This is a genomic window from Nocardia sp. NPDC050799 (assembly GCF_040654015.1).
GTDB lineage: Bacteria > Actinomycetota > Actinomycetes > Mycobacteriales > Mycobacteriaceae > Nocardia.
The window spans coordinates 269,555-288,395 of record NZ_JBFAHF010000002.1 but is presented as its reverse complement, the minus strand read 5'-3'; the positions used below and the strand labels follow the sequence as shown (position 1 = coordinate 288,395).

Here is an 18,841-nt window from a genome sequence, read left to right as displayed (position 1 = left end):
GCCGGTCGGCTCCGGGGGCACCGGAGGCCGGCCGGGCTATGGTCTGCGCCATGGATATCCGGGGGATGCTCGCCGACGAACGCGCCGAGATGACCGCCCTGCTGCGGGACCTGTCCGAGGCGGAGTGGGATGCGCCGACCCTGTGCACCGGCCGGCGGGTGCGGGAGCTGGTGGCCCATCTGCGCTACGACAGCATCTCTCTCGCCGAGTACGCCGGGATCACGGTGCGCCATCGCTTCTCCATCGACGGCGTCAACAACGCGATGGCCGCGGTCGGAGCGCAGCGCACACCGGCGCAACTGCCGGCGGAGTTCGCCGCGGCCCCGGGATCGGTATCGCGCTGGTGGCTCCGGCTCGGTCTCGCCGACCTGTTCGTCCACCAGCAGGACATCCGCCGCCCGCTGGGCCGGGCCCGCGAGATCCCCGCCGACCGGTTGCGCGCCGTGCTCGACGAGGTGAGCGAGGGGTGGCGGTCTGGACGGAGGGGTCGGTATGTGGACGCGCACGGCCGGAGCGAAGGCGGAGGTACGCCCGCCCCGACCCGTTCGCCCGCCCGTGGCGGTATACGGAGGGGTTGCAGTTCGCCGCGACAGATTTCGACTGGGTCAAGGGGTCCGGTCCTCCGGTACGGGGGCGGGCCGAGGCGCTAGCGTTGGCAATGGTGGGCGTCCGGTGGTCCTCGACGAACTCGAGGGCGAAGGGGTCCCGGAACTGCGTCGCCGCTGCAGCTGAACATCCGAGTTCGCTCCACCGATGGGAGACGCGCAGATGACCGAGTCGGCGCTGGCCGCGATGGCCAGGATGGTCGGTGAGTGGAAGACGACCACGAGTCTGCACCCCGATATCATCGGACATACATCGATCGCGTGGGTGCCCGACGCACGGTTCCTGACGGTCCGCTACACGGTCCCGGATCCCGGGGTCAGCTGGACCTGGCTCGTCGGCGCCGACGATCTGTACCAGGAGCGCCTCGTCATCCTGCAGTACGATCAGTTCGGCGAGCACCGCGTCTACCAGGGTTCTTTCGACGGACCGCTGTGGCGGGTGTGGCGTGACGCACCCGGCCATTCCCAGCGGTTCACCGGGAACCTGGACGAGACGGAAACCACATTCCGCGCCACCTGGGAGCGCTCGGACTCCGAACTGGACCCGCGTAACTGGGAGCACCAGCTCGATTTCATCTACACACGGATCTCTTGATCACCGACCACGCGGATATTCAGTGGTAGCGGCCCGTTAGGCTGGAACGGCACCCTGTGCTGATGTAACCAGGCCGAAGACGAGGACCGAAACCACCATGACATCCCGTATCGAGCTCGCCCGCGTGGATCTGCGCGGGCGCACTCCCACGACCGCGCAACTGCGCACCGCGCTGCCGCGCGGTGGTGTCGATGTGGACTCGGTACTGCATCAGGTGCGGCCCGTGGTGGAGGCCGTCCGCGACCGCGGCGCGGCCGCGGCGCTGGAATTCGGCGCGAAATTCGACGGTGTCACCCCGGACTCCGTCCGTGTCCCGGCGCAGCGGCTCGCCGCGGCCCTGGACGAGCTCGATCCTGCGGTACGCGCCGCGCTCGAGGTCGCGATCGACCGCACCCGCGCGGTGCACGCCGACCAGCGGCGCACCGACACCACCACCGCGGTGGTGCCGGGCGGGACGGTGACCGAGCGCTGGGTTCCGGTGGAGCGGGTCGGGCTGTACGTACCCGGCGGTAACGCGGTCTACCCGTCCAGCGTCGTGATGAACGTGGTCCCGGCCCAGGCCGCCGGGGTGGAGTCCCTGGTGGTGGCCTCGCCGCCGCAACAGCAGTTCGGCGGGCTCCCGCACCCCACCATCCTGGCCGCCGCCCGGCTGCTGGGAGTCGAGGAAGTATGGGCGGTCGGCGGGGCGCAGGCGGTGGCGCTGCTGTCCTACGGCGGCACCGATACCGACGGCGCCGAGCTGCTGCCGGTCGACCTGATCACCGGTCCCGGCAATATCTACGTGACCGCCGCCAAACGGCTCTGCCGGGGCCTGGTCGGGATCGACGCCGAGGCCGGTCCCACCGAGATCGCCGTGCTGGCCGACGCCACCGCCGATCCGGTCCATGTGGCCGCCGACCTGATCAGCCAAGCCGAACACGATGTGCTCGCCGCCAGTGTGCTGGTCACCGACAGCCCCGAACTGGCCGATGCGGTGGACGCGGCGCTGACCGCGCAGCTGACCGTGGTGAAACACGCCGAGCGGGTCACCACCGCGCTGACCGGGACGCAATCGGGCACCGTGCTGGTCGACGATATCGAGCAGGGTCTGCGGGTGGTCAACGCCTACGCCGCCGAACACCTCGAGATCCAGACCGCCGACCCCGCGGCCGTGGCCGCCCGGGTACGCAGCGCGGGCGCGATCTTCGTCGGCCCCTACGCCCCGGTCAGCCTGGGCGACTACTGCGCCGGATCCAATCACGTGCTGCCCACGGCCGGTTGCGCCCGGCATTCGTCGGGGCTCAGCGTGCAGACCTTCCTGCGCGGAATCCACGTGGTGGAGTACAGCGAGACGGCCCTGAAAGATGTGGCCGGACATGTGGTCGCGCTGGCCGATGCCGAGGACCTGCCCGCCCACGGGCAGGCCGTCCGCGCGCGTTTCGAGGCGCTGTCGTGACCGCACCCGACGCCGCGGCGACCACCGCGACCGCGATTCCCGGATCCGCCATCGGTCTCGACGCGCTCCCGCTGCGGGAGAACCTGCGCGGCAAATCCCCCTACGGCGCACCACAACTCAGCGTGCCGGTGCAGCTCAACACCAACGAGAATCCGCATCCGCCGAGCCGCGCGCTGATCGACGATGTGGCCGAGGCGGTCCGGGCCGCGGCCGCCGATCTGCACCGCTACCCGGATCGCGACGCGGTGGCCCTGCGCGCCGATCTCGCCGCCTACCTCACCCGGCAGACCGGGGTCGCGGTGGACGCGGCCAATGTGTGGGCGGCCAACGGGTCCAACGAGATCCTGCAGCAGCTGCTGCAGGCGTTCGGCGGACCCGGCCGGCGGGCCCTGGGTTTCGTGCCCTCCTATTCCATGCATCCGATCATCTCCGAGGGCATCGATACCGAATGGGTCGAGGCGAAGCGGGGCGCCGATTTCGCGATCGATATCGACGCCGCCCTCGCCGCCATCGCCGAACGGCGACCCGATGTGGTCTTCGTGACCAGCCCGAACAATCCCACCGGGCACAGTATCGCGCCCGCGGAGCTGGCCCGGATCCTCGACACCGCTCCCGGAATCGTGATCGTGGACGAGGCCTACGCGGAATTCTCCGCCGCGCCCAGCGCCGTCGGCCTGATCGACCGATACCCCGCCAAACTGGTGGTCAGCCGTACGATGAGCAAGGCGTTCGCGTTCGCCGGCGGCCGCCTCGGCTATCTGGTCGCCGCTCCCGCGGTCATCGACGCGCTGCTGCTGGTGCGGTTGCCCTATCACCTGTCCGTGGTCACCCAGGCCGCGGCGCGGGCCGCGCTGCGCCATGCCGACGAAACACTGGCGAGCGTCGCCGAACTGGCCGCGCAGCGTGACCGGGTCGCCCGGGCACTGACCGATATGGGGTACGAGGTGGTCCCCAGTGACGCCAACTTCCTGCTGTTCGGGAAGTTCGCGGATGCCGCGCGCGCCTGGCAGCACTACCTGGACGAAGGCGTGCTCATCCGCGATGTCGGGATCGGCGGTTATCTGCGCGCCACCATCGGGCTGGCCGCGGAGAACGACGAATTCTTGCGGGTCAGCGCGAAACTGACCGCCACCGAACCGATAGCGCACAACCGAGCACCGAGACGGAAGTGAGTATGAACCGAACCGCGCGGGTGGAGCGCACCACCAAGGAATCCGCCATCGTGGTGGAACTGAACCTGGACGGCACCGGTAAAACCGATATCACCACCGGGGTCCCGTTCTACGACCATATGCTCACCGCGCTCGGCACCCACGCCAGTTTCGATCTGACCGTGCGCGCCGACGGTGATATCGAGATCGAGGCGCACCACACCGTCGAGGACACCGCGATCGTTTTCGGGCAGGCCCTCGGACAGGCGCTCGGCGACAAGAAGGGCATCCGCCGGTTCGGCGACGCCTACATCCCGATGGACGAGACCCTGGCGCACGCCGCCGTGGACGTCTCGGGCCGGCCCTACTGTGTGCACACCGGCGAACCCGACCACCTGCTGCACGCGGTCATCCCCGGCGCACCGGTCCGCGGCCGCAACGACCCCGGGGCTCCGTATTCCACGGTGCTCAACCGGCACGTGTTCGAATCGATCGCCCTCAATGCCCGGATCGCGTTGCACGTCCGGGTGCTCTACGGCCGCGACCAGCACCATGTGACCGAGGCCGAGTACAAGGCGGTGGCCCGGGCGCTGCGCGCCGCCGTGGAACCCGATCCCCGCGTCCGAGGTGTGCCCTCGACGAAGGGGGCGCTCTGATGATGCGATCCCTCCGCCTTCGCTCCGGGCTCCGCGGGCCGTATGCACCCCCCCTGAAGGAAGTGCTATGACGTCGGTGGTTTTGTTGGATTATGGGTCCGGGAATCTGCATTCGGCCGAGCGGGCGCTGGTGCGGGCCGGCGCGCGGGTGGAGGTGACCGCCGACCCCGAGGCCGCGCTCGCCGCCGACGGTCTGGTGGTCCCCGGTGTCGGTGCCTTCGCGGCCTGTATGGCCGGTCTGCGCGAGGTGCGCGGGGAACGGATCATCGGGCAGCGCCTGGCCGGTGGGCGGCCGGTACTGGGTATCTGTGTGGGGATGCAGATCCTGTTCGACCGCGGTGTCGAGTTCGGCGTGGAGACCGAGGGATGCGGGGAATGGCCTGGCACCGTCGACAAATTGGACGCACCGGTGCTGCCGCATATGGGCTGGAACACCGTCACCGCGCCGGCCGACAGCGTGCTTTTCGCGGGTATGGACCCCACCACCCGCTTCTATTTCGTGCACACCTACGCCGCCCGCAGCTGGGAGCTGCCGCCCAGTGACCACCTCGCCGCGCCCGGGCTGACCTGGTGCGAGTACGGCACCGGCCGGTTCCTGGCCGCGGTGGAGAACGGCGCGCTCTCGGCGACGCAGTTCCACCCGGAGAAGTCGGGTGACGCCGGGGCGCAGCTACTGTCCAACTGGGTGAAATCGCTGTGACCCGGGGCTGAGCCCGGCCGGGTCCGGGCTCGGCCGGGCCGGCCGGTCTCGATCCTCTCCAGCGACTCCCGCAGGGTGTCGCGGCTGTCGCGCAGACGGCCGAGCCGGTCGTCGAGAACCGCCGGCGCGGCGATGGTCGCCGCGAGCATCGACGGAGGGTATTCCATCGTGTGATTCCGCCCTCGGGCTACGCAGCGCATTTGGCGTTCGGTGGTGGCGGCGGCGCGGCCACGACGCCGCGGGCGACATCGACCACGTAGTCGCGGTTACCGTCGAGTGGTTCGGTCCCCAGCGCGAGCCGCTCCACCACACAACCCGCCTCGAACAGGGCCGGGCCGACATTGTGGCGGCCCGGTTCGACCGTTCCGTTCAGGGTGCGCCCGCTCACGATCGAGTACAGCGTGCTGGGTTTCCCGGCGAGCATCAGAGCGGCCCGCATCTGGGTACTGGCCGCGAACGGCACCACCTCGTCGGCGGTGCCGTGGATGAGGAAGGCATGCCGGATACCCATCCGGCCGGCCTGTAGCGCCGGCGACCGTTCCGCATAGGCGAGCGGGCAGGTTATGGGGACACAGCCACCCGCGTCCCGCTGGATCTGCGCCTGCAGCGCGGGGTAATCCGACGCGGGCCCCGCCCAGTGCGTGGCCAGGTCGGACGGGCCGAACGTATCGACCCAGTAGTCGAACAACCCGGCCGGGCCGTAGGCGGCGGCCAGACCGGAGGTCATCGCACCCTGGCTCCAGCCCCACAGGATGGTCCGTGCGACGCCGGGATGTGCGCCCTTGTACCACTGGGTCGCGGCGACCAGGTCCCGCCATCCGGCCCACAGGTTCCACTCCCCCGTACGCCACTGGGCACTACCCCTCATATCCATGGACAGGACCGGGGTCCCGGTCCGCGCGGCGATCGCGGTGACGTACTCGGCGTACTGGGCGGACGACCCCTTGTGCCCGTGCGCCGCGACGATCAGCGCATTCCCGACCGCACAGCCGTGCGGTCGGTAGACCAGGCCGGTGGCCTGCTCACCGTCGACCGGTACCGAGACCGGCCGGGTCTGGACCGAGCACGCCTGGGTCGCGCCGGCGGGCGCGGCGGCCGGCAGCGTCGCGGCCGACGTCGCCAACAGCACCCCGGCCAGGAAGCTCATCACGCGTCTGCTCATCCTTCGAATATTCCACGGCGCGGCACACATTCGCAGGAACCGCGCCGGGACCTGCCGGGATGTCGGAGCTCGCCGCTAGCATCCGGGGCATGTATTCGATCAGTACCGCGCAGCGCCGGGCCCGGATCGGTGTCCGGCACCGGCTCGCCGGCGCGCACCGCGGCGCCGGCCCGGCCGAGATCGTCCGGTCGCTGGTGGTGCTGCACGCCACCGATCCGGCCACCGTGCACCTGTCCGTGGCGGCACGCGGTCACGACCTCGGCCCCGCGCAGGTGGAGCAGGCACTGTACGAGGACCGCTCGCTGGTGCGCATGCTGGCCATGCGGCGCACCATGTTCGTCGCGCCGGTCGACCTGGTGCCCGTGCTGCATGCCTCCTGCGGTACCGATCTGGCGGTCAAACAGCGCCGGACCTATGCCCGGTACCTGGAACAGGCAGGCATCGGCGAGGGCGACGCGGCGGGCTGGCTCGACGATGTCGCCGATCGCACACATCGGGCACTGCTGGCCCGGGGCACCGCGACCGGGGCCCAGCTGAGCAAGGACGTCCCCGATCTGCGTACGCAGATCAATACGGCACCGGAGAAGGCGTATTCACGGCCGACGAGTATCACCAGCTGGGTGCTGGTGCTGCTCGGCACCGAGGGCCGGATAGTGCGGACCCGGCCGAACGGCACCTGGTCGAGCAGCCGGTATTCCTGGGCACCGGCGGAGTCCTGGCTGTCCGGACCGCTCGCCGCACCCGGAATCGACGAAGCCCGTACCGATTTGATCCGGGCCTGGTTGCGCGCGTTCGGCCCGGCGCCGATCGGCGATATCAAATGGTGGACCGGGTGGACGCTGGGTCAGGTACGCGAGGCGTTGGCGGGGCTGGATACCGTGGAAGTCGACTTGGACGGCGGCACCGGCGTACTCCTGGCCGACGACCTCGAACCGGTGGCCGATCCGCCGCCGTGGGCCGCGCTGCTGCCCGCGCTGGATCCCACTCCGATGGGCTGGCAGTCGCGCGCCTGGTATCTGGGTGAACATCAGCCCCGGCTGTTCGACCGCAACGGCAATATCGGGCCGACCATCTGGTATGACGGCCGGATCGTGGGTGGCTGGGCTCAGCGCAAGGACGGCGAGATCGTGACGCGGCTCCTGGAGGATATCGGCGCCGACGGCACGGCCCTGGTGGCGGCCGAGGCCGAGCGTGCCGCCGGCTGGTTCGGTGAGTTGCGCCCGATCCCGCGCTTCCGCACACCCTTGGAGCGGGAACTGACGGCCTGAACACCACCGAGGAAACGAGCTGCATCGAACGCTTCACACAGGTGGTGGGCCGCCGGCGACGGAAGACCAGCTATCGCTGGCCACGGCGGCGAGTTCGGTCCGGGAAGAGACTCCGAGCCTGGTGTACAGCCGGGTGAGATGAGCCTCCACAGTCTTTTCGCTGACATGGAGTTCTTCTGAAATCTGCCGGTTGGTTCGCCCGAGTATCACGCGGGCCACGATCTCGGTCTGTCGTTCGGTCAGGTCGCCGAGCCGGTCCGCGGTCGCCCGGGGCCGGTCGCTGCGCCTCGACGACCGGCGTCCGCCCACCCGGTGCAAACCGAGGCGAGCCTGTTCGGCCAGCCGGACGGCCCCGCAGAGCTCGGCGGTGCTCAACGCGTTGTCGAACTCCCGCTCGGCGGCGACGGCATCGTAGTCGGACAGGGCGTGCCCGAGCAGCAGTCTCGCCCGGGCCGCCTCCACCGGGGTCCCGGCGGCCTCGTAGGCGGCGACGGACTGCTCGGCGGTGACGCGGGCAGTAGCGCTGTCGCCACAGGTCAGCTGGATCCTGGCCCGGCAGTATTTGGCGTCACCGGCGCGCATGGACAACATCGGCATCGCACCGGCGATGCGCTCGACCTGGCGGGTGGTCTGTTCGGCGGCGTCGACACGCCCGAGTGCGAGTTCGCCGTCGACGAGGTAACGGTAGAAGTAGGGCATCGTGGTCGGAAACATCGGCCGCTGCTCGTGCCCCCCGGCGACGGCGAGCAGTTCACGACGGCCATGGCGGTAGCGGCCCGCTTCGATGAGCGCGGCGCCATACACCAGCGGAGTATGCCAGGCGAACAGCGCGTTCGGCGCCTGCGCGTTCACCCGAGTGGCCAGCGCCCCGGAGGCGAGGGAATCGGTGGCCCGGCCCAACAGCATCAGCAGCCAGCAGCGTGTCGCCTCGGTCCATGCCACCATCGGCGAGTTACCGAGCAGCAGCGCGCTTTCCACGGCGCTCGCGGCGGTCGCGAGCCCGGCCGCCAACCGGCCCTGCATGAGAAAGGCGAGCGCGTGCAGATGCTGCAGTTCCACCAGATGCCTACCGTGCCCGGTATCCCGCGAGAGCCGGATACCGCGCGCCGCGTGCGCGGCCGCGGACGCGAACCGCTCCAGCGATACCTCGGCGTACACCACATTGGTGAGCCCGTCCAGCAGGCCGGGTGCGACCTCGGTGTCGGTGAGCGCATCCAGTGCCGAGGCGGCCTCGTCGAGGTGCGCCGACGCGTGCACGAGCGAGTCCCCGTACTGCAGAGTGCCCATATAGGCATTGGCAGCGGTCGCGGCCAGATACAACCGCCGGTCCTCGCTGTGCTGCGCGCTGTGGCGCACCTCCCGGGCCACGCGGGCCGCTTCGTCCCAGTGACGCATCATCAGATGGTTCTTCGCCAACTCGAGCCGGAGCGCGCCCGCCGCCAGACCGCCCGGTGGGGTCAGTGCCAATGCCGCGGTCAGCAGCCGCCCGCCTTCGGCGGCGTTGCCGAGCCCCTGCTCGGTCAGCGCGATCCGGGTCAGCACACCGGCGCGGTCGGTGACGGCCTCGGCGGGAATGAGGTCCAGCGCGTGCCGCAACACCTCGCTGCATTCGCCGAGGCGACCGGTCGCGTTCAACGCGTCGGCGAGTGACAGGGACAGCGAGAGCCGATGTCCGGCCGGTGCGTCGTCGCTCAGCAGCCGCAGGGCCGCACGGAACCAGCGCGCCGCGGCAACCGGTGCCCGGGGAGCCGCCGCCACGCCCGCCTCGGTGAGCAGGCCGATCACCTGTTCATCGCCGACCGTGCCACAGAGCTCCCAGTGGTGAGCGCGGATCGAGAGACTCGCACCGCGCCGCGCCAGCGCGGTCGCCGCGCGGCGATGCGCTCGGGTTCGCCATCCGTAGCCCGCGGCCTCGTAGACGGCGAGGCGGACGATCGGATGCCGGAACACCAGCCGGCCCGGTGTCACCGACTCGTGCACGATGCCGGTTTCCAGCACGTCGTTGGTCGCGCGACGAGCCTGCACTGTGGTGAGCTCACTGATGTCGATAGCGAGATCCCATTCGACGGAGCTACCGGCGACGGCCGCGGCGTGTAACAGCCGACGGGCGTCGGGGGACAAGGCGCGGACCTCCTGCGCCAGTGCCGCCCGGATGGCGGCGGGTATCTCGGCCGGGCCGGCGCCGGTCTCGCCGGCCACCGCGGTCGCCGTTCGCCGCCAGACCCGGGCGAGCTCCTGGAGGTAGAAGGGATTACCGCCGCACTGGTCGTGCAATTGCGTCAGTTCGCCGGCGTCGAGATCTTCGTCGTGGACCAGTTCGGCGGTCTCACTCAGCGACAATGCCTCGAGTTCCAGCACCGTGAGGGTGCGGTTGTAGGCGGCGCGGTACAGGGCCGCGGACGCGATATCGGGAAGCGACGGGCGGCGATGGGCCAGTAGCAGCATCAGCCGGGGCGACCGGTGCCGCAACAGGTGCACGACCACTTCGACGGAGGCGTGGTCCGCCCACTGCACGTCGTCGAGCACCAGCAGCACCGGCCGCCGTACCGCGAGCCGATGCAGTACCGATCGGATGGCGTGATGGCAGCGGTGGCGCTCGACCTGCAGGGTGGTCGCCAAGGGGGTCGCCCATGCGGCCAGCGAGGGCAGCAGCCGGCCGAGTTCGGCCAGGCTGTCACGGCCGAGCGCGGTGAGATCGGCGCGGCGCAGTGCGCTCAGCGGCTCGTCGAGGGCGTCGATCACGGCGGCGTAGGGGATCGCATGCTCGAGTTCGGTGCCGCCCCCGTGCATTATCTGGAAACCCAGCGCCGCGGCCCGGTCGGCGGCTTCCCGTAACAGCCGGGTCTTACCGATACCCGGTTCACCGGTGACCAGGATCGCACCGTCGGCGCCCTGCCGGGTGGCGAGCAACGCCGCCTGAATCGCCTGCAGTTCCGCGGTTCTGCCCACCAGGGACAGACCGTCTCGTCCCGGTGAAATCACCGATCCACTACCTCCGGGCCCAGCGGCCCGGTTCGCCGATCTCTCCGGGCCTTGGCCGAGGATGGTAGCCAGCCCGAGTCCTTCTGTCGCGCTGAGATTCTCGATCGTGGTGCCCGAATGTAGGGATCTCCCTACTGTCCGCGGGCTCGCGCTATCGGTGATCCTGGGGACCGGCAGCGTCGCCGGCACGAAATCCGTGGCAGGGGGCGACGCGCCGGAGCAGAGATTGGACGCACGCAGTGAACCTGCCCGCCAGGCATCCCCGAGTATCGGTCCCGGTAGTGACCGTTCCGCCACACGCGATACCGCACACCGAACTCGTCGACGCGGTACGCGACCGGAACGAGCGGGTGTTCTCGCCCGGCAGCCCGCGGGCCCGCGCGGTCGAGCGCGCCCTCACGATGGCCGGACGGCTCGCCATCGATGTGCACCCCATGCACCTGCGCATCGAGGAGATCATGGCGATGCGGGGGTTCGCGGCCCGCAACGCCGCGGCCTGGGACGCATTCCACGCCTACGCGGTACCCGCCGCGCGGGCAGCGCTGGATTCGGTGGGCCGCGGCGGCACCGATATCGACCTGGTCGTTTTCGAATCGTCCACGCTCATGTCGATGCCCTCTCCGATCAGCGCGCTGACGCAGGCCTTGGGACTGCGCCGGGACTGCGCCGCGCTACCTGTATCGGGGATGGGTTGCCGGGGCGGGGCGCACGCGATCACGATGGCGCACAGCTGGCTGCGGGCCCACCCGGGCGATACGGTCCTGATCGTCACCGCCGATACCGCGTCGCCGCATTTCCATGTCGAAACAGAGCTGGACGAAGCCGGGCTGGTCGGCAGCATCGTCTCCAGCGCGCTGTTCTCCGATGCCGCGGCGGCCGCTGTCGTGTCCACCTCGCTCGAGGAGGGCGTAGAGCTGCTCGATATCACCCGCTCCGAGGTGCCCGGCACGTCGGACGCCATCACCTGGGTCGTCACCGACGAGGGGCCGCGGTTCCGGCTCACCACCGACGCGGTGCGTTCCATCCCGGCCGTGGCGCCCGCACTGCGGGCGCTGCTGAGCCGGCAGGGGTGGACCGGTGCGGATCTGGCCGTCTGTGCCCTGCACGCGGGCGGCAACAACATCATCCGGGATGTCCAGCAAGCCCTGGGCCTCGACGCGCACCAGGTCGCACCGGCGTGGCAGTCGCTGACCCGCGGAAACCTCATGTCGTCGGCCGTGCTGGACGCGATCGCGCTGATCGCCGCGGATCCTGCGCTGTGTCCGGCGTGGGGCGCTCCGCTCCTGGGCGCCGGATTCGGACCCGGTTTCGGCACCGACGCGTTCCTCGGCCGGGCCCTGTTGTCCGCGGCCAGGGCCGCAGCGGTGGACCGCACCACAGTGGTGCGCGGTGATGTCGCGGTCGGCTGACCGCGCGGACCGCGGATCGAGAGAGAGGAAAGTCATGCCACAGCCCATCGGGCGTCCCGAGCGGATCGTCACCGTCGAGGAGCATGTGCTCCCGGGTTTCCTGAGCGAATATCTGGACGGCGCCCGGAACAACCTGGACGCCGCATACTGGACCGAGGCCGAACACCGGCTGCGCGACGTCGGCCACGAACGACTCGCCGCGATGGACGCCCACGGCGTGACCGTGCAGGTACTGTCGCCGACCGCGCCCGGTATCCAGATCGAGCCGGACCCGGCGAAGGCCACCCGCCTCGCGGCCCGCACCAACGATTGGCTGGCCGAGGTGGTGGCCTCGGCACCGGACCGGTTCGCCGGCTTCGCTACGGTCGCGCTGCAGGACCCCGCCGCCGCGGTGCGCGAATTGCGGCGGGCGATCGGCGAGATGGGCCTGGTCGGGGTGCTGATCAACGGCCACACCTGCGGCTCCTACCTGGACGAACCGCAGTACCGGGATTTCCTGGAGACAGTCGCCGAGCTCGGTGTTCCGCTGTATCTGCATCCGGCGAACGCGCCGGACGCCGCGGCCTGGACGGCCGGACATCCACAGTTGCGCGGGCCGCTGTTCGGCTGGGGTGTCGAGACCGCCGCCCATTTCCTGCGGCTGCTGTGCGCCGGCGTCTTCGACCGCCCGGCGACCCGTGAACTCACCGTGATCCTCGGCCACGCCGGTGAGGGCCTGCTCGCCGCCCCGTCTCGGCTGGACTCCCGCTGGCAGGTGGCCAACGCGCAGCGGCACGGCCGCCGGCTCGACCATCCACCGTCGCACTACCTGCGCACCAACTTGTTCGTCACCACCTCGGGGGTGACCGACCCGTTGGCGTTCTGGGCGGCGGTATCCGGGGCGGGAGCCGACCGGGTGGCCGTGGCGCTGGACTACCCGATGGAAGAGATGGGTCCGCAGCTGGCCGCGCTGCGGGCACGGTGGCGGGTGGACGAGCTGGGCGTCGCTGCCGACGACGACCTGCTGGAACGGGTCGCCTGGCGCAATATCAGCGAACTGCTCGGGCTGACGCCGGCCTCGCCTCGGCCGGCTCCGGCCACGGCGGTCCCGGCCGCGCCCAACGGCGCCCCGGTGCCGAGATGACCGGTGCGCCGGCGCTGGGGAAAGATACCGTTTCCGGTTCACCCGGCCGGGCCTGGTTGCTCGGCGCCGCCGCGCTGGTCCTCGCCGGATTCGCGCTGCGCCCGCCGATCACCGCTTTCGGCGCGGCACTCGAATTCGTCCCGGCCGCGACCGGCATCGACCCGGCGGTCCTCGGCTGGATCGTCACCATGCCACTGTGGTGCTATGCGGTGGGCGGCCTGCTGACCCCTCGACTGGCGGCGGCATGGAATCCGGCGCACGCCTTCGCGGCCGCGCTGGCGATCATGGCGGCCGGTCAGGTCGTGCGCGTCGCCGGCGGTCCCGGACTGCTGATCGCCGGGACGACGGTGACGGCGCTGGCCACCGCGGTGGTCGCGACTCTGCTGCCGGTCCTGGCCGGGCGCTCCGGTCCCGGCGCGACCCGGATGACGGCTCTGTACGCGCCCGCGATCGGTATCGGCAGTGCCGCCGGGGCGTTCCTGACCACCCCGGTGAGCGCGGCCGGTTCGTGGCGGTGGGGTCTCGCCCTGTGGGCGCCGGTATGCGCGATCGCCCTGGTCCTGTGGCTGGGCGCGCTGCGGCGGGCCCCGGCGCCCGCCGCGACCGCGGCGCCCGCGCCGTCGCTCCGGCGGATACCCCTACCCCGGGATCGGCTGTCCTGGTCGCTGATCGTGTTGTTCGCCGCGTGGGCGACCACCGCGTTCGGCGTCATGAATCTGCTGCCGTCGTTCTACCGCGAGGCGGGCACCGACCCCACCACCGCGGGACTGCTGCTCGGTATCGCGGCCGCCGCCGGACTTCCGGCCGCGGCGCTGTTCCCCGGGTGGGTACGCCGCGCACCGGCCGGCCCCCGCCGCGCCCTGCCGCTCGTCGTGGCCACCGTGACCCCCGCGGTGGGCCTACTCGGTCTGTATCGGTATCCGCAGGCGGCGCCATGGATGTGGGCCGCGATGATCGGGATCGGACTGGGCACCCTGTCGCTCATCCTGAGCCTGATCTCGCTGCGCGCGCCCGACCAGGGCTCGGTGACGGTGTTGTCGGCGACGACCCACGGAATCGGCTACGCGCTGGCGGGTGCAGGGGTCGCGACGCAGAGCGCCCTGCACATGTGGAGCGGTTCCTGGGGGCCGGTCCTCTGGCTGCTGGCCGGTCTGTGCCTGGTTCAGCTCCTGGCGGGTACGGCCGTACCGCAGCCGCCCCGCCGGCCGGATCCCGGTGTGCACGCGGCTGTCAGCGGACCCTGACGCGCGACCGGCGAACCGGGCGTGACCGGAACCGTATCGGAGCCGGCTCCGGTCACGCCCGGTCGCGGGCCGCGGACTCCGTATGCGCGTCGAGGATCCGGGTGAGCAGACCGACGAGTGTGCGTCGCTCGGCCGCCGAGAGGGCGGCGAGCAGTTCGTCCTGCGCCCGGTCCAGCCGGCGGTCCAGGTCGTCCAGGTGTGTGCTGCCCGCCTCGGTGAGGGTGACGATATTGCGGCGGCGGTCCTCCGGATCGGCGTCCCGTTCCGCGAAACCGCGGCCGACCAGGTCGTTGAGGACCGCCACCATATCGCTGCGGTCGATACCGGTGCGACGCCCGAGTTCGGCCTGACTGGCGGCGCCGGACTCCCGCAGGGTGGTGAGCACGGCGTAGTGGTATCGCCGCGACCCGGTATCGGCCATCGCCTGTTCGGTGGCGCGAGCGGCGAGCAGCGCGGTCTGGTTGATCAGTCGGGTCGGCAGGGAACGCAGCCTGCCGGGGACGTCCTCGTGCGCGATCTTCATCACCGGAATCTAGCAAGAAATTGTTGGCAACTCCCACAAACCGGCCACCGACGCGGACCACGCGCCGCCCCGCCCGGGCCGGTCAGCGTGTCGCCCACGACGCGGCGATCAGCGCCTCGGCATCCCCGTCCGAGATATCGATATCGAACATCTCGCCGAGCACCTTCGCCAGCTCCGCGAGTTCCAGCTCCCTGGAATCACTTGTCCCGTCCGGATATTCGGTGGTCAGCGTGCGGCCGTCGAGCGTGTGATGGACGCCCGGAAGGAACCGCTGCACGAACGGCCGCTGGGTGAACGGCGAGCGCGGCGACGTGGAGACGAAATGGTTGCCGACCTCGTAGTCGATCCGGTACTGCGGGTCCAGCGTGAAGGTGTAGCGGTCCACCCAGCCGGCCGACGCGAACTGATGCAGCACCCACTCGTCGGCACCCAGCTCACCCCGGGTGCGTTCGAGCCGGAACCGCCGGCCGCCGAGGGTGAACTCGTCCGGATGATCGACCAGCGGATAGGGTTCGGACGGCCCGGCCCCGAACCCCACATCGGCCAGCCACACCCGGTCGTCGTCGGAGACGGTGATCCGCAACAACGCGTGGGTGGCCGGGCGCAGCCCACCCGATCCCATGGTGACGCGGCCGGACAGGCCGGTGACCCCGAACCCGAAACGCTCCAGCGCCGCCGCGAACACGGTGACGTTCTCGTAGCAGTAGCCACCGCGCCGCCGCCGGATCAGTTTGTCCTGCAAGGTGTCCAGATCCAGCGGCACCGGCCGCCCCAGCACCGCCTCCAGGTTCTCGAACGGCACCGTCGTGGTGTGCGCGGCCACCAGCTCCCGCAGCACGGCCAGTGTCGGAGTGCGCGGCCCGGTGTATCCGATCCGCGCCAGATACGCGTCCAGATCCAGTGCTGCGCCGTTCCAGTGATAGGCGGCGTCAGCCGGTTTCGCCATGTCATCCCTTTCGCCCGGGTACGGAACGAGCAACCGCGCGCACTCGCCGGATGTTCCGCATCCCGGCGGAGGCCCGCACTCCGGGCCGGATCGCCGGGGCCGGACGTGCTCGCGGCACCTCCGCGCGCTCGCGCGGCCCCGGTCGCGGTGTTCACGGCATCGTCGAGCTCTCGGCATTCCGGGCGTACACCTCATCGAAGAGATCCCAGCCGTCTCGGTGGCCGACTGCGCGCGCGTCCGTCATCCAGCCGCGCCGCACGGCTCCGTCGACGAATGCCCGGACTACGCCGGGCTTGTTCAGGTTCAGTAACCGGTCACCGGTCACGATGACACCGGCTGCGGACCCGCCTCCATCGGGCACATGGCGCTCACCGCCGGGGCGGAAGACCAGTGTCAGGCCTGCCACCGACCCGCGCCGCCGGAGCCGGAGGATTTCCTCTCGCACCCGGGCACATGCCGGTGCGCGGTCCTCCAGAAATATTGCTGCTCCCCCACCATGAGCACGCGGTGGCGCCCGTTCTTTCGCATCGCGCGATGGTAGGCGCAAGGCCCTGGATGCTGCCATCGGATTGTCGACCGGGACCGAATGGGCCAGCTGAGCCTACCGCCGGGCAAGCGACGCCGGTTCACGTGTAGTTCGCGGCCATGTTCAGGGGTGAGACCACCGGAGATCGCGGCATCGTCTCCGACGCGATGGTGGCGCGGCGCGGCCTGCGTCAAAAATGCAAGGTTCTGCGTATCTCACCAGCTAGAGCCGGGGTACCGGCAGCGATGAACTTCTGGCGCCGACCCATAGCCCGATCGATGGTCTCTATCGATCCCAGATCGTAATCCAGTGGGAGCACCGTGCCCGCCAGATCTATCACGGTTCCGCCTGCCGCGTGCAATATGTAGTGGCCCGGAGAAAGGTCCCAGACAGCGAACCCTTTGGCGAACTCGATCATGGCGTCTGAGAAACCGGCCGCCACATGGCACAGACCGATCGATCCGAAGTCGACGCCGATGCGGCCTTTCGCTCTCCCGTCGCCGCCCAAGGCGTCGATGAAGCCGCGCTGCCGAGCGAGCGGCTCGAACCGCTGTACGGGTCGCATCAGATAATTGGTGACCAGTGCGTCGGGCAGACTTGCCTGCGACGGCTGATCCAGGCGGTGTTCGGCACCATCGGCAGTAACCAAGAAGGCGACATCGGCGCCGACATGATCTCTGGCCGCCACGTACGCCTGCACGTGATGGAAGATGTCCCCGACTACTGCAACGATCGGCCGGGCAAGGGACCGAGAGTAAACGAGGATATGCGTATATCCGTGCAAGGCCCGCACCGCTAGTTCGCTGGTGTCCAGGGGATCGACGAGTACACAGAGATCAGGATCCCCGCCGCCGATGATTTCGGGGTCGGCTTCTTCGGATGCGTAGACGAACGACGAAATATGATCGACCAGAAGTTCTTTGTACCGTCGGTGCATCCAGAGGTCATAATCGGACAAGAAATTGTCACGGTGGCGCACATTCTCGTTCTCCGCCCGATGACCGGACAATGCGGCGTCGATCAGCTGCGGCCGGATCTCGTCCATCATCCGACGCACGAGACCGAGCAATTGCGCTCCCAGCTCCGGGATTGCGCTGCGTCCCCTCATGTACTGGCACCTTCTGGACTGGTCATCGCAACTCCAATGGTGGCTCTATTCCGGGCGGACTCATTGTTGCAGCGATGAATACTGCTGCCAGGTCGGCGGCGTGCATGATTGCGCTACCGGTTAATTCGTCGAAACTCTCGACCCGCAGGTCACGGCTCTTGGTCATGGCACCGAAGACGGCGAAATATAGATCGGCCTTCGGGTAGCGGGCACGTACCCGACGGGTAAGGTATCCAATCACGTCGGCATGTTTGACCTCGAAATCGCAGATCACGATGCTGGTGGCGCCGTCGGCGGACGGAAAGAAGGAAGCATCGTCCAGATCGACTCCATCCCGGACCTTAGTGCAGCGCAGATATCCGATCTTGCACCGCGAGAAACTGCTCGAGGCCAGAAAAGATGCCATGACGAGGCCCGCTTCGTTCACGCCGAAACAGAGGTCGGCATCCAATCGCCGTCCGGCATTCTTTATCTGAGACGCAAGCCGTTCTATCCCGTAGCCGAAGGTCTCCCAGGTCAGATCGAGCAGTCGACCAGTCCGAGGGTTCGGCAGAGTGAATGCCATTATCTCGGGATTTCCGTATTGGATCGTGGGCACCGACAGGGTGAACTCTGCACCGACCTGCGATCGCGCTCCGCTGGTCGTGGCGATCGCCGGAGATACCGTGACAGCTCGTCGTGGTTCGAGCGCGGGCAAGGGCCCAGCGATGGCAGTGAATTCTCTGAGAGACAACTGATCTTCGATCGGCAGACGTTCATAGGCTTCGGCGACCAACTCTGTCGGCGTGATACGTTCCCCGGCCGCACCGAGAGGGCCGCGACCGTACGCGGTACACAGAATGAGCAGGCTCGACATGGAGGGCGGCGAACCACGGCCCCGCCCACGAGCCCACGTCTCCCACGCGTTGATGGACGTGCCGCCCAGACTTGTCTGATTGCCGGTCACCGCGTTGTACCGTTCGGCGGCCTGGTCCTGGGACAAACCCGCAGCGTAACGATATGCCTGCAGGCTGGGCACATCCGGGTACCTGGACATCAGCTCAGTCGCCGCGCCGGCCACCGACCTCAGGTCCGACCACAGTTTTCTACCAAGAGCCGCCATTACCCGCCCACGTGCCTGCGGACTGAGTACTGGACCCGGTCCGGCAACCCGATGTGTCGGCATCGAGGAAACTCCCACAGCGCGCACCCTCCAGAGCCGGAGAACGAGAACGGTTTTGATGGAACGACCTTACCCATCGTGATGGGCAAGGTCTTCGTTTTTCGATGAACCCGCTGATCAGAGCAACCCAGTAATCCGGCGGACGACCCACCGCGACGCAGGTGTCGAGAACGGGCACGGATGCGAGCGTTGTCGGGACATCGATAGGCGACGACAGAGGCGAGAACTGATGAAAGATTCCGCTCA

Annotated in this window: 17 protein-coding genes; 10 read left to right on the top strand and 7 right to left on the bottom strand. The window is 69.4% G+C overall.

The genetic code is table 11. The annotated features are described in order from the left end of the window. The first annotated feature begins 50 nt into the window (after positions 1 to 50). The 6 genes from AB0H42_RS03965 to hisH all read left to right on the top strand — a co-directional run bounded on the left by AB0H42_RS03965 (position 51) and on the right by hisH (position 5,142). Complete coding sequence (locus tag AB0H42_RS03965) at positions 51 to 650, top strand: maleylpyruvate isomerase family mycothiol-dependent enzyme (protein ID WP_357049393.1); 600 nt, start codon at positions 51 to 53, stop codon at positions 648 to 650. Between the two features lie 103 nt (positions 651 to 753). Further along, a complete protein-coding gene (locus tag AB0H42_RS03960; RefSeq protein ID WP_357049390.1) occupies positions 754 to 1,200 on the top strand; it encodes a hypothetical protein in 447 nt (148 codons plus the stop codon). Between the two features lie 97 nt (positions 1,201 to 1,297). Then, the gene (gene hisD, locus AB0H42_RS03955; protein WP_357049388.1) at positions 1,298 to 2,635 is read left to right on the top strand and encodes a histidinol dehydrogenase; all 1,338 of its coding nucleotides are present in this window, start codon (positions 1,298 to 1,300) and stop codon (positions 2,633 to 2,635) included. Continuing rightward, positions 2,632 to 3,807, top strand: a complete 1,176-nt coding sequence (locus AB0H42_RS03950) for a histidinol-phosphate transaminase (protein ID WP_357049385.1) — start codon at positions 2,632 to 2,634, stop codon at positions 3,805 to 3,807. The genes hisD and AB0H42_RS03950 overlap by 4 nt, the downstream gene beginning before the upstream one ends. Before the next feature lie 2 nt (positions 3,808 to 3,809). Continuing rightward, positions 3,810 to 4,442, top strand: a complete 633-nt coding sequence (gene hisB / locus AB0H42_RS03945; protein WP_357049382.1) for an imidazoleglycerol-phosphate dehydratase HisB — start codon at positions 3,810 to 3,812, stop codon at positions 4,440 to 4,442. Between the two features lie 67 nt (positions 4,443 to 4,509). Further along, entirely contained in the window at positions 4,510 to 5,142 is a 633-nt protein-coding gene (gene hisH / locus AB0H42_RS03940; RefSeq protein ID WP_063127448.1) for an imidazole glycerol phosphate synthase subunit HisH, read from the top strand. Positions 5,143 to 5,329: 187 nt separating this feature from the next. Here hisH and AB0H42_RS03935 read toward each other — a convergent pair whose 3' ends face one another. Next, positions 5,330 to 6,304 (bottom strand): prolyl oligopeptidase family serine peptidase, encoded by a 975-nt coding sequence (locus tag AB0H42_RS03935; RefSeq protein WP_357049379.1) that lies wholly within the window; start codon positions 6,302 to 6,304, stop codon positions 5,330 to 5,332. Between the two features lie 89 nt (positions 6,305 to 6,393). Between AB0H42_RS03935 and AB0H42_RS03930 the strand changes: the two genes are divergently transcribed. Continuing rightward, on the top strand, positions 6,394 to 7,572 hold the full coding sequence (locus tag AB0H42_RS03930) for a winged helix DNA-binding domain-containing protein (RefSeq protein ID WP_357049377.1): 1,179 nt from the start codon (positions 6,394 to 6,396) through the stop codon (positions 7,570 to 7,572). Between the two features lie 33 nt (positions 7,573 to 7,605). Here AB0H42_RS03930 and AB0H42_RS03925 read toward each other — a convergent pair whose 3' ends face one another. Further along, a complete protein-coding gene (locus AB0H42_RS03925; protein ID WP_357049374.1) occupies positions 7,606 to 10,554 on the bottom strand; it encodes an AAA family ATPase in 2,949 nt (982 codons plus the stop codon). Between the two features lie 281 nt (positions 10,555 to 10,835). Between AB0H42_RS03925 and AB0H42_RS03920 the strand changes: the two genes are divergently transcribed. From AB0H42_RS03920 to AB0H42_RS03910, 3 genes are read left to right on the top strand one after another with little or no spacing between them, the layout of a single operon-like run. Further along, positions 10,836 to 11,963: a hypothetical protein gene (locus AB0H42_RS03920; protein WP_357049371.1), complete on the top strand. Its 1,128-nt coding sequence runs from the start codon at positions 10,836 to 10,838 to the stop codon at positions 11,961 to 11,963. A 34-nt stretch (positions 11,964 to 11,997) separates the two neighbouring features. After that, positions 11,998 to 13,086, top strand: coding sequence for an amidohydrolase family protein (locus AB0H42_RS03915; RefSeq protein ID WP_357049368.1), 1,089 nt, complete (start codon positions 11,998 to 12,000; stop codon positions 13,084 to 13,086). Continuing rightward, on the top strand, positions 13,083 to 14,330 hold the full coding sequence (locus tag AB0H42_RS03910; RefSeq protein WP_357049365.1) for an MFS transporter: 1,248 nt from the start codon (positions 13,083 to 13,085) through the stop codon (positions 14,328 to 14,330). The genes AB0H42_RS03915 and AB0H42_RS03910 overlap by 4 nt, the downstream gene beginning before the upstream one ends. 52 nt (positions 14,331 to 14,382) lie before the next feature. Here AB0H42_RS03910 and AB0H42_RS03905 read toward each other — a convergent pair whose 3' ends face one another. From AB0H42_RS03905 to AB0H42_RS03885, 5 genes are all read right to left on the bottom strand, one after another. Further along, a complete protein-coding gene (locus tag AB0H42_RS03905) occupies positions 14,383 to 14,853 on the bottom strand; it encodes a MarR family transcriptional regulator (RefSeq protein WP_265806946.1) in 471 nt (156 codons plus the stop codon). A gap of 82 nt (positions 14,854 to 14,935) precedes the next feature. Further along, positions 14,936 to 15,799: an arylamine N-acetyltransferase gene (locus AB0H42_RS03900; RefSeq protein ID WP_357049362.1), complete on the bottom strand. Its 864-nt coding sequence runs from the start codon at positions 15,797 to 15,799 to the stop codon at positions 14,936 to 14,938. A gap of 151 nt (positions 15,800 to 15,950) precedes the next feature. Continuing rightward, the gene (locus AB0H42_RS03895) at positions 15,951 to 16,205 is read right to left on the bottom strand and encodes a hypothetical protein (RefSeq protein ID WP_357049359.1); all 255 of its coding nucleotides are present in this window, start codon (positions 16,203 to 16,205) and stop codon (positions 15,951 to 15,953) included. 310 nt (positions 16,206 to 16,515) lie between these two features. Continuing rightward, on the bottom strand, positions 16,516 to 17,433 hold the full coding sequence (locus tag AB0H42_RS03890; RefSeq protein ID WP_357049356.1) for an inositol monophosphatase family protein: 918 nt from the start codon (positions 17,431 to 17,433) through the stop codon (positions 16,516 to 16,518). A 22-nt stretch (positions 17,434 to 17,455) separates the two neighbouring features. After that, entirely contained in the window at positions 17,456 to 18,415 is a 960-nt protein-coding gene (locus AB0H42_RS03885; RefSeq protein ID WP_357049354.1) for a hypothetical protein, read from the bottom strand. Between the last annotated feature and the right edge of the window lie 426 nt (positions 18,416 to 18,841).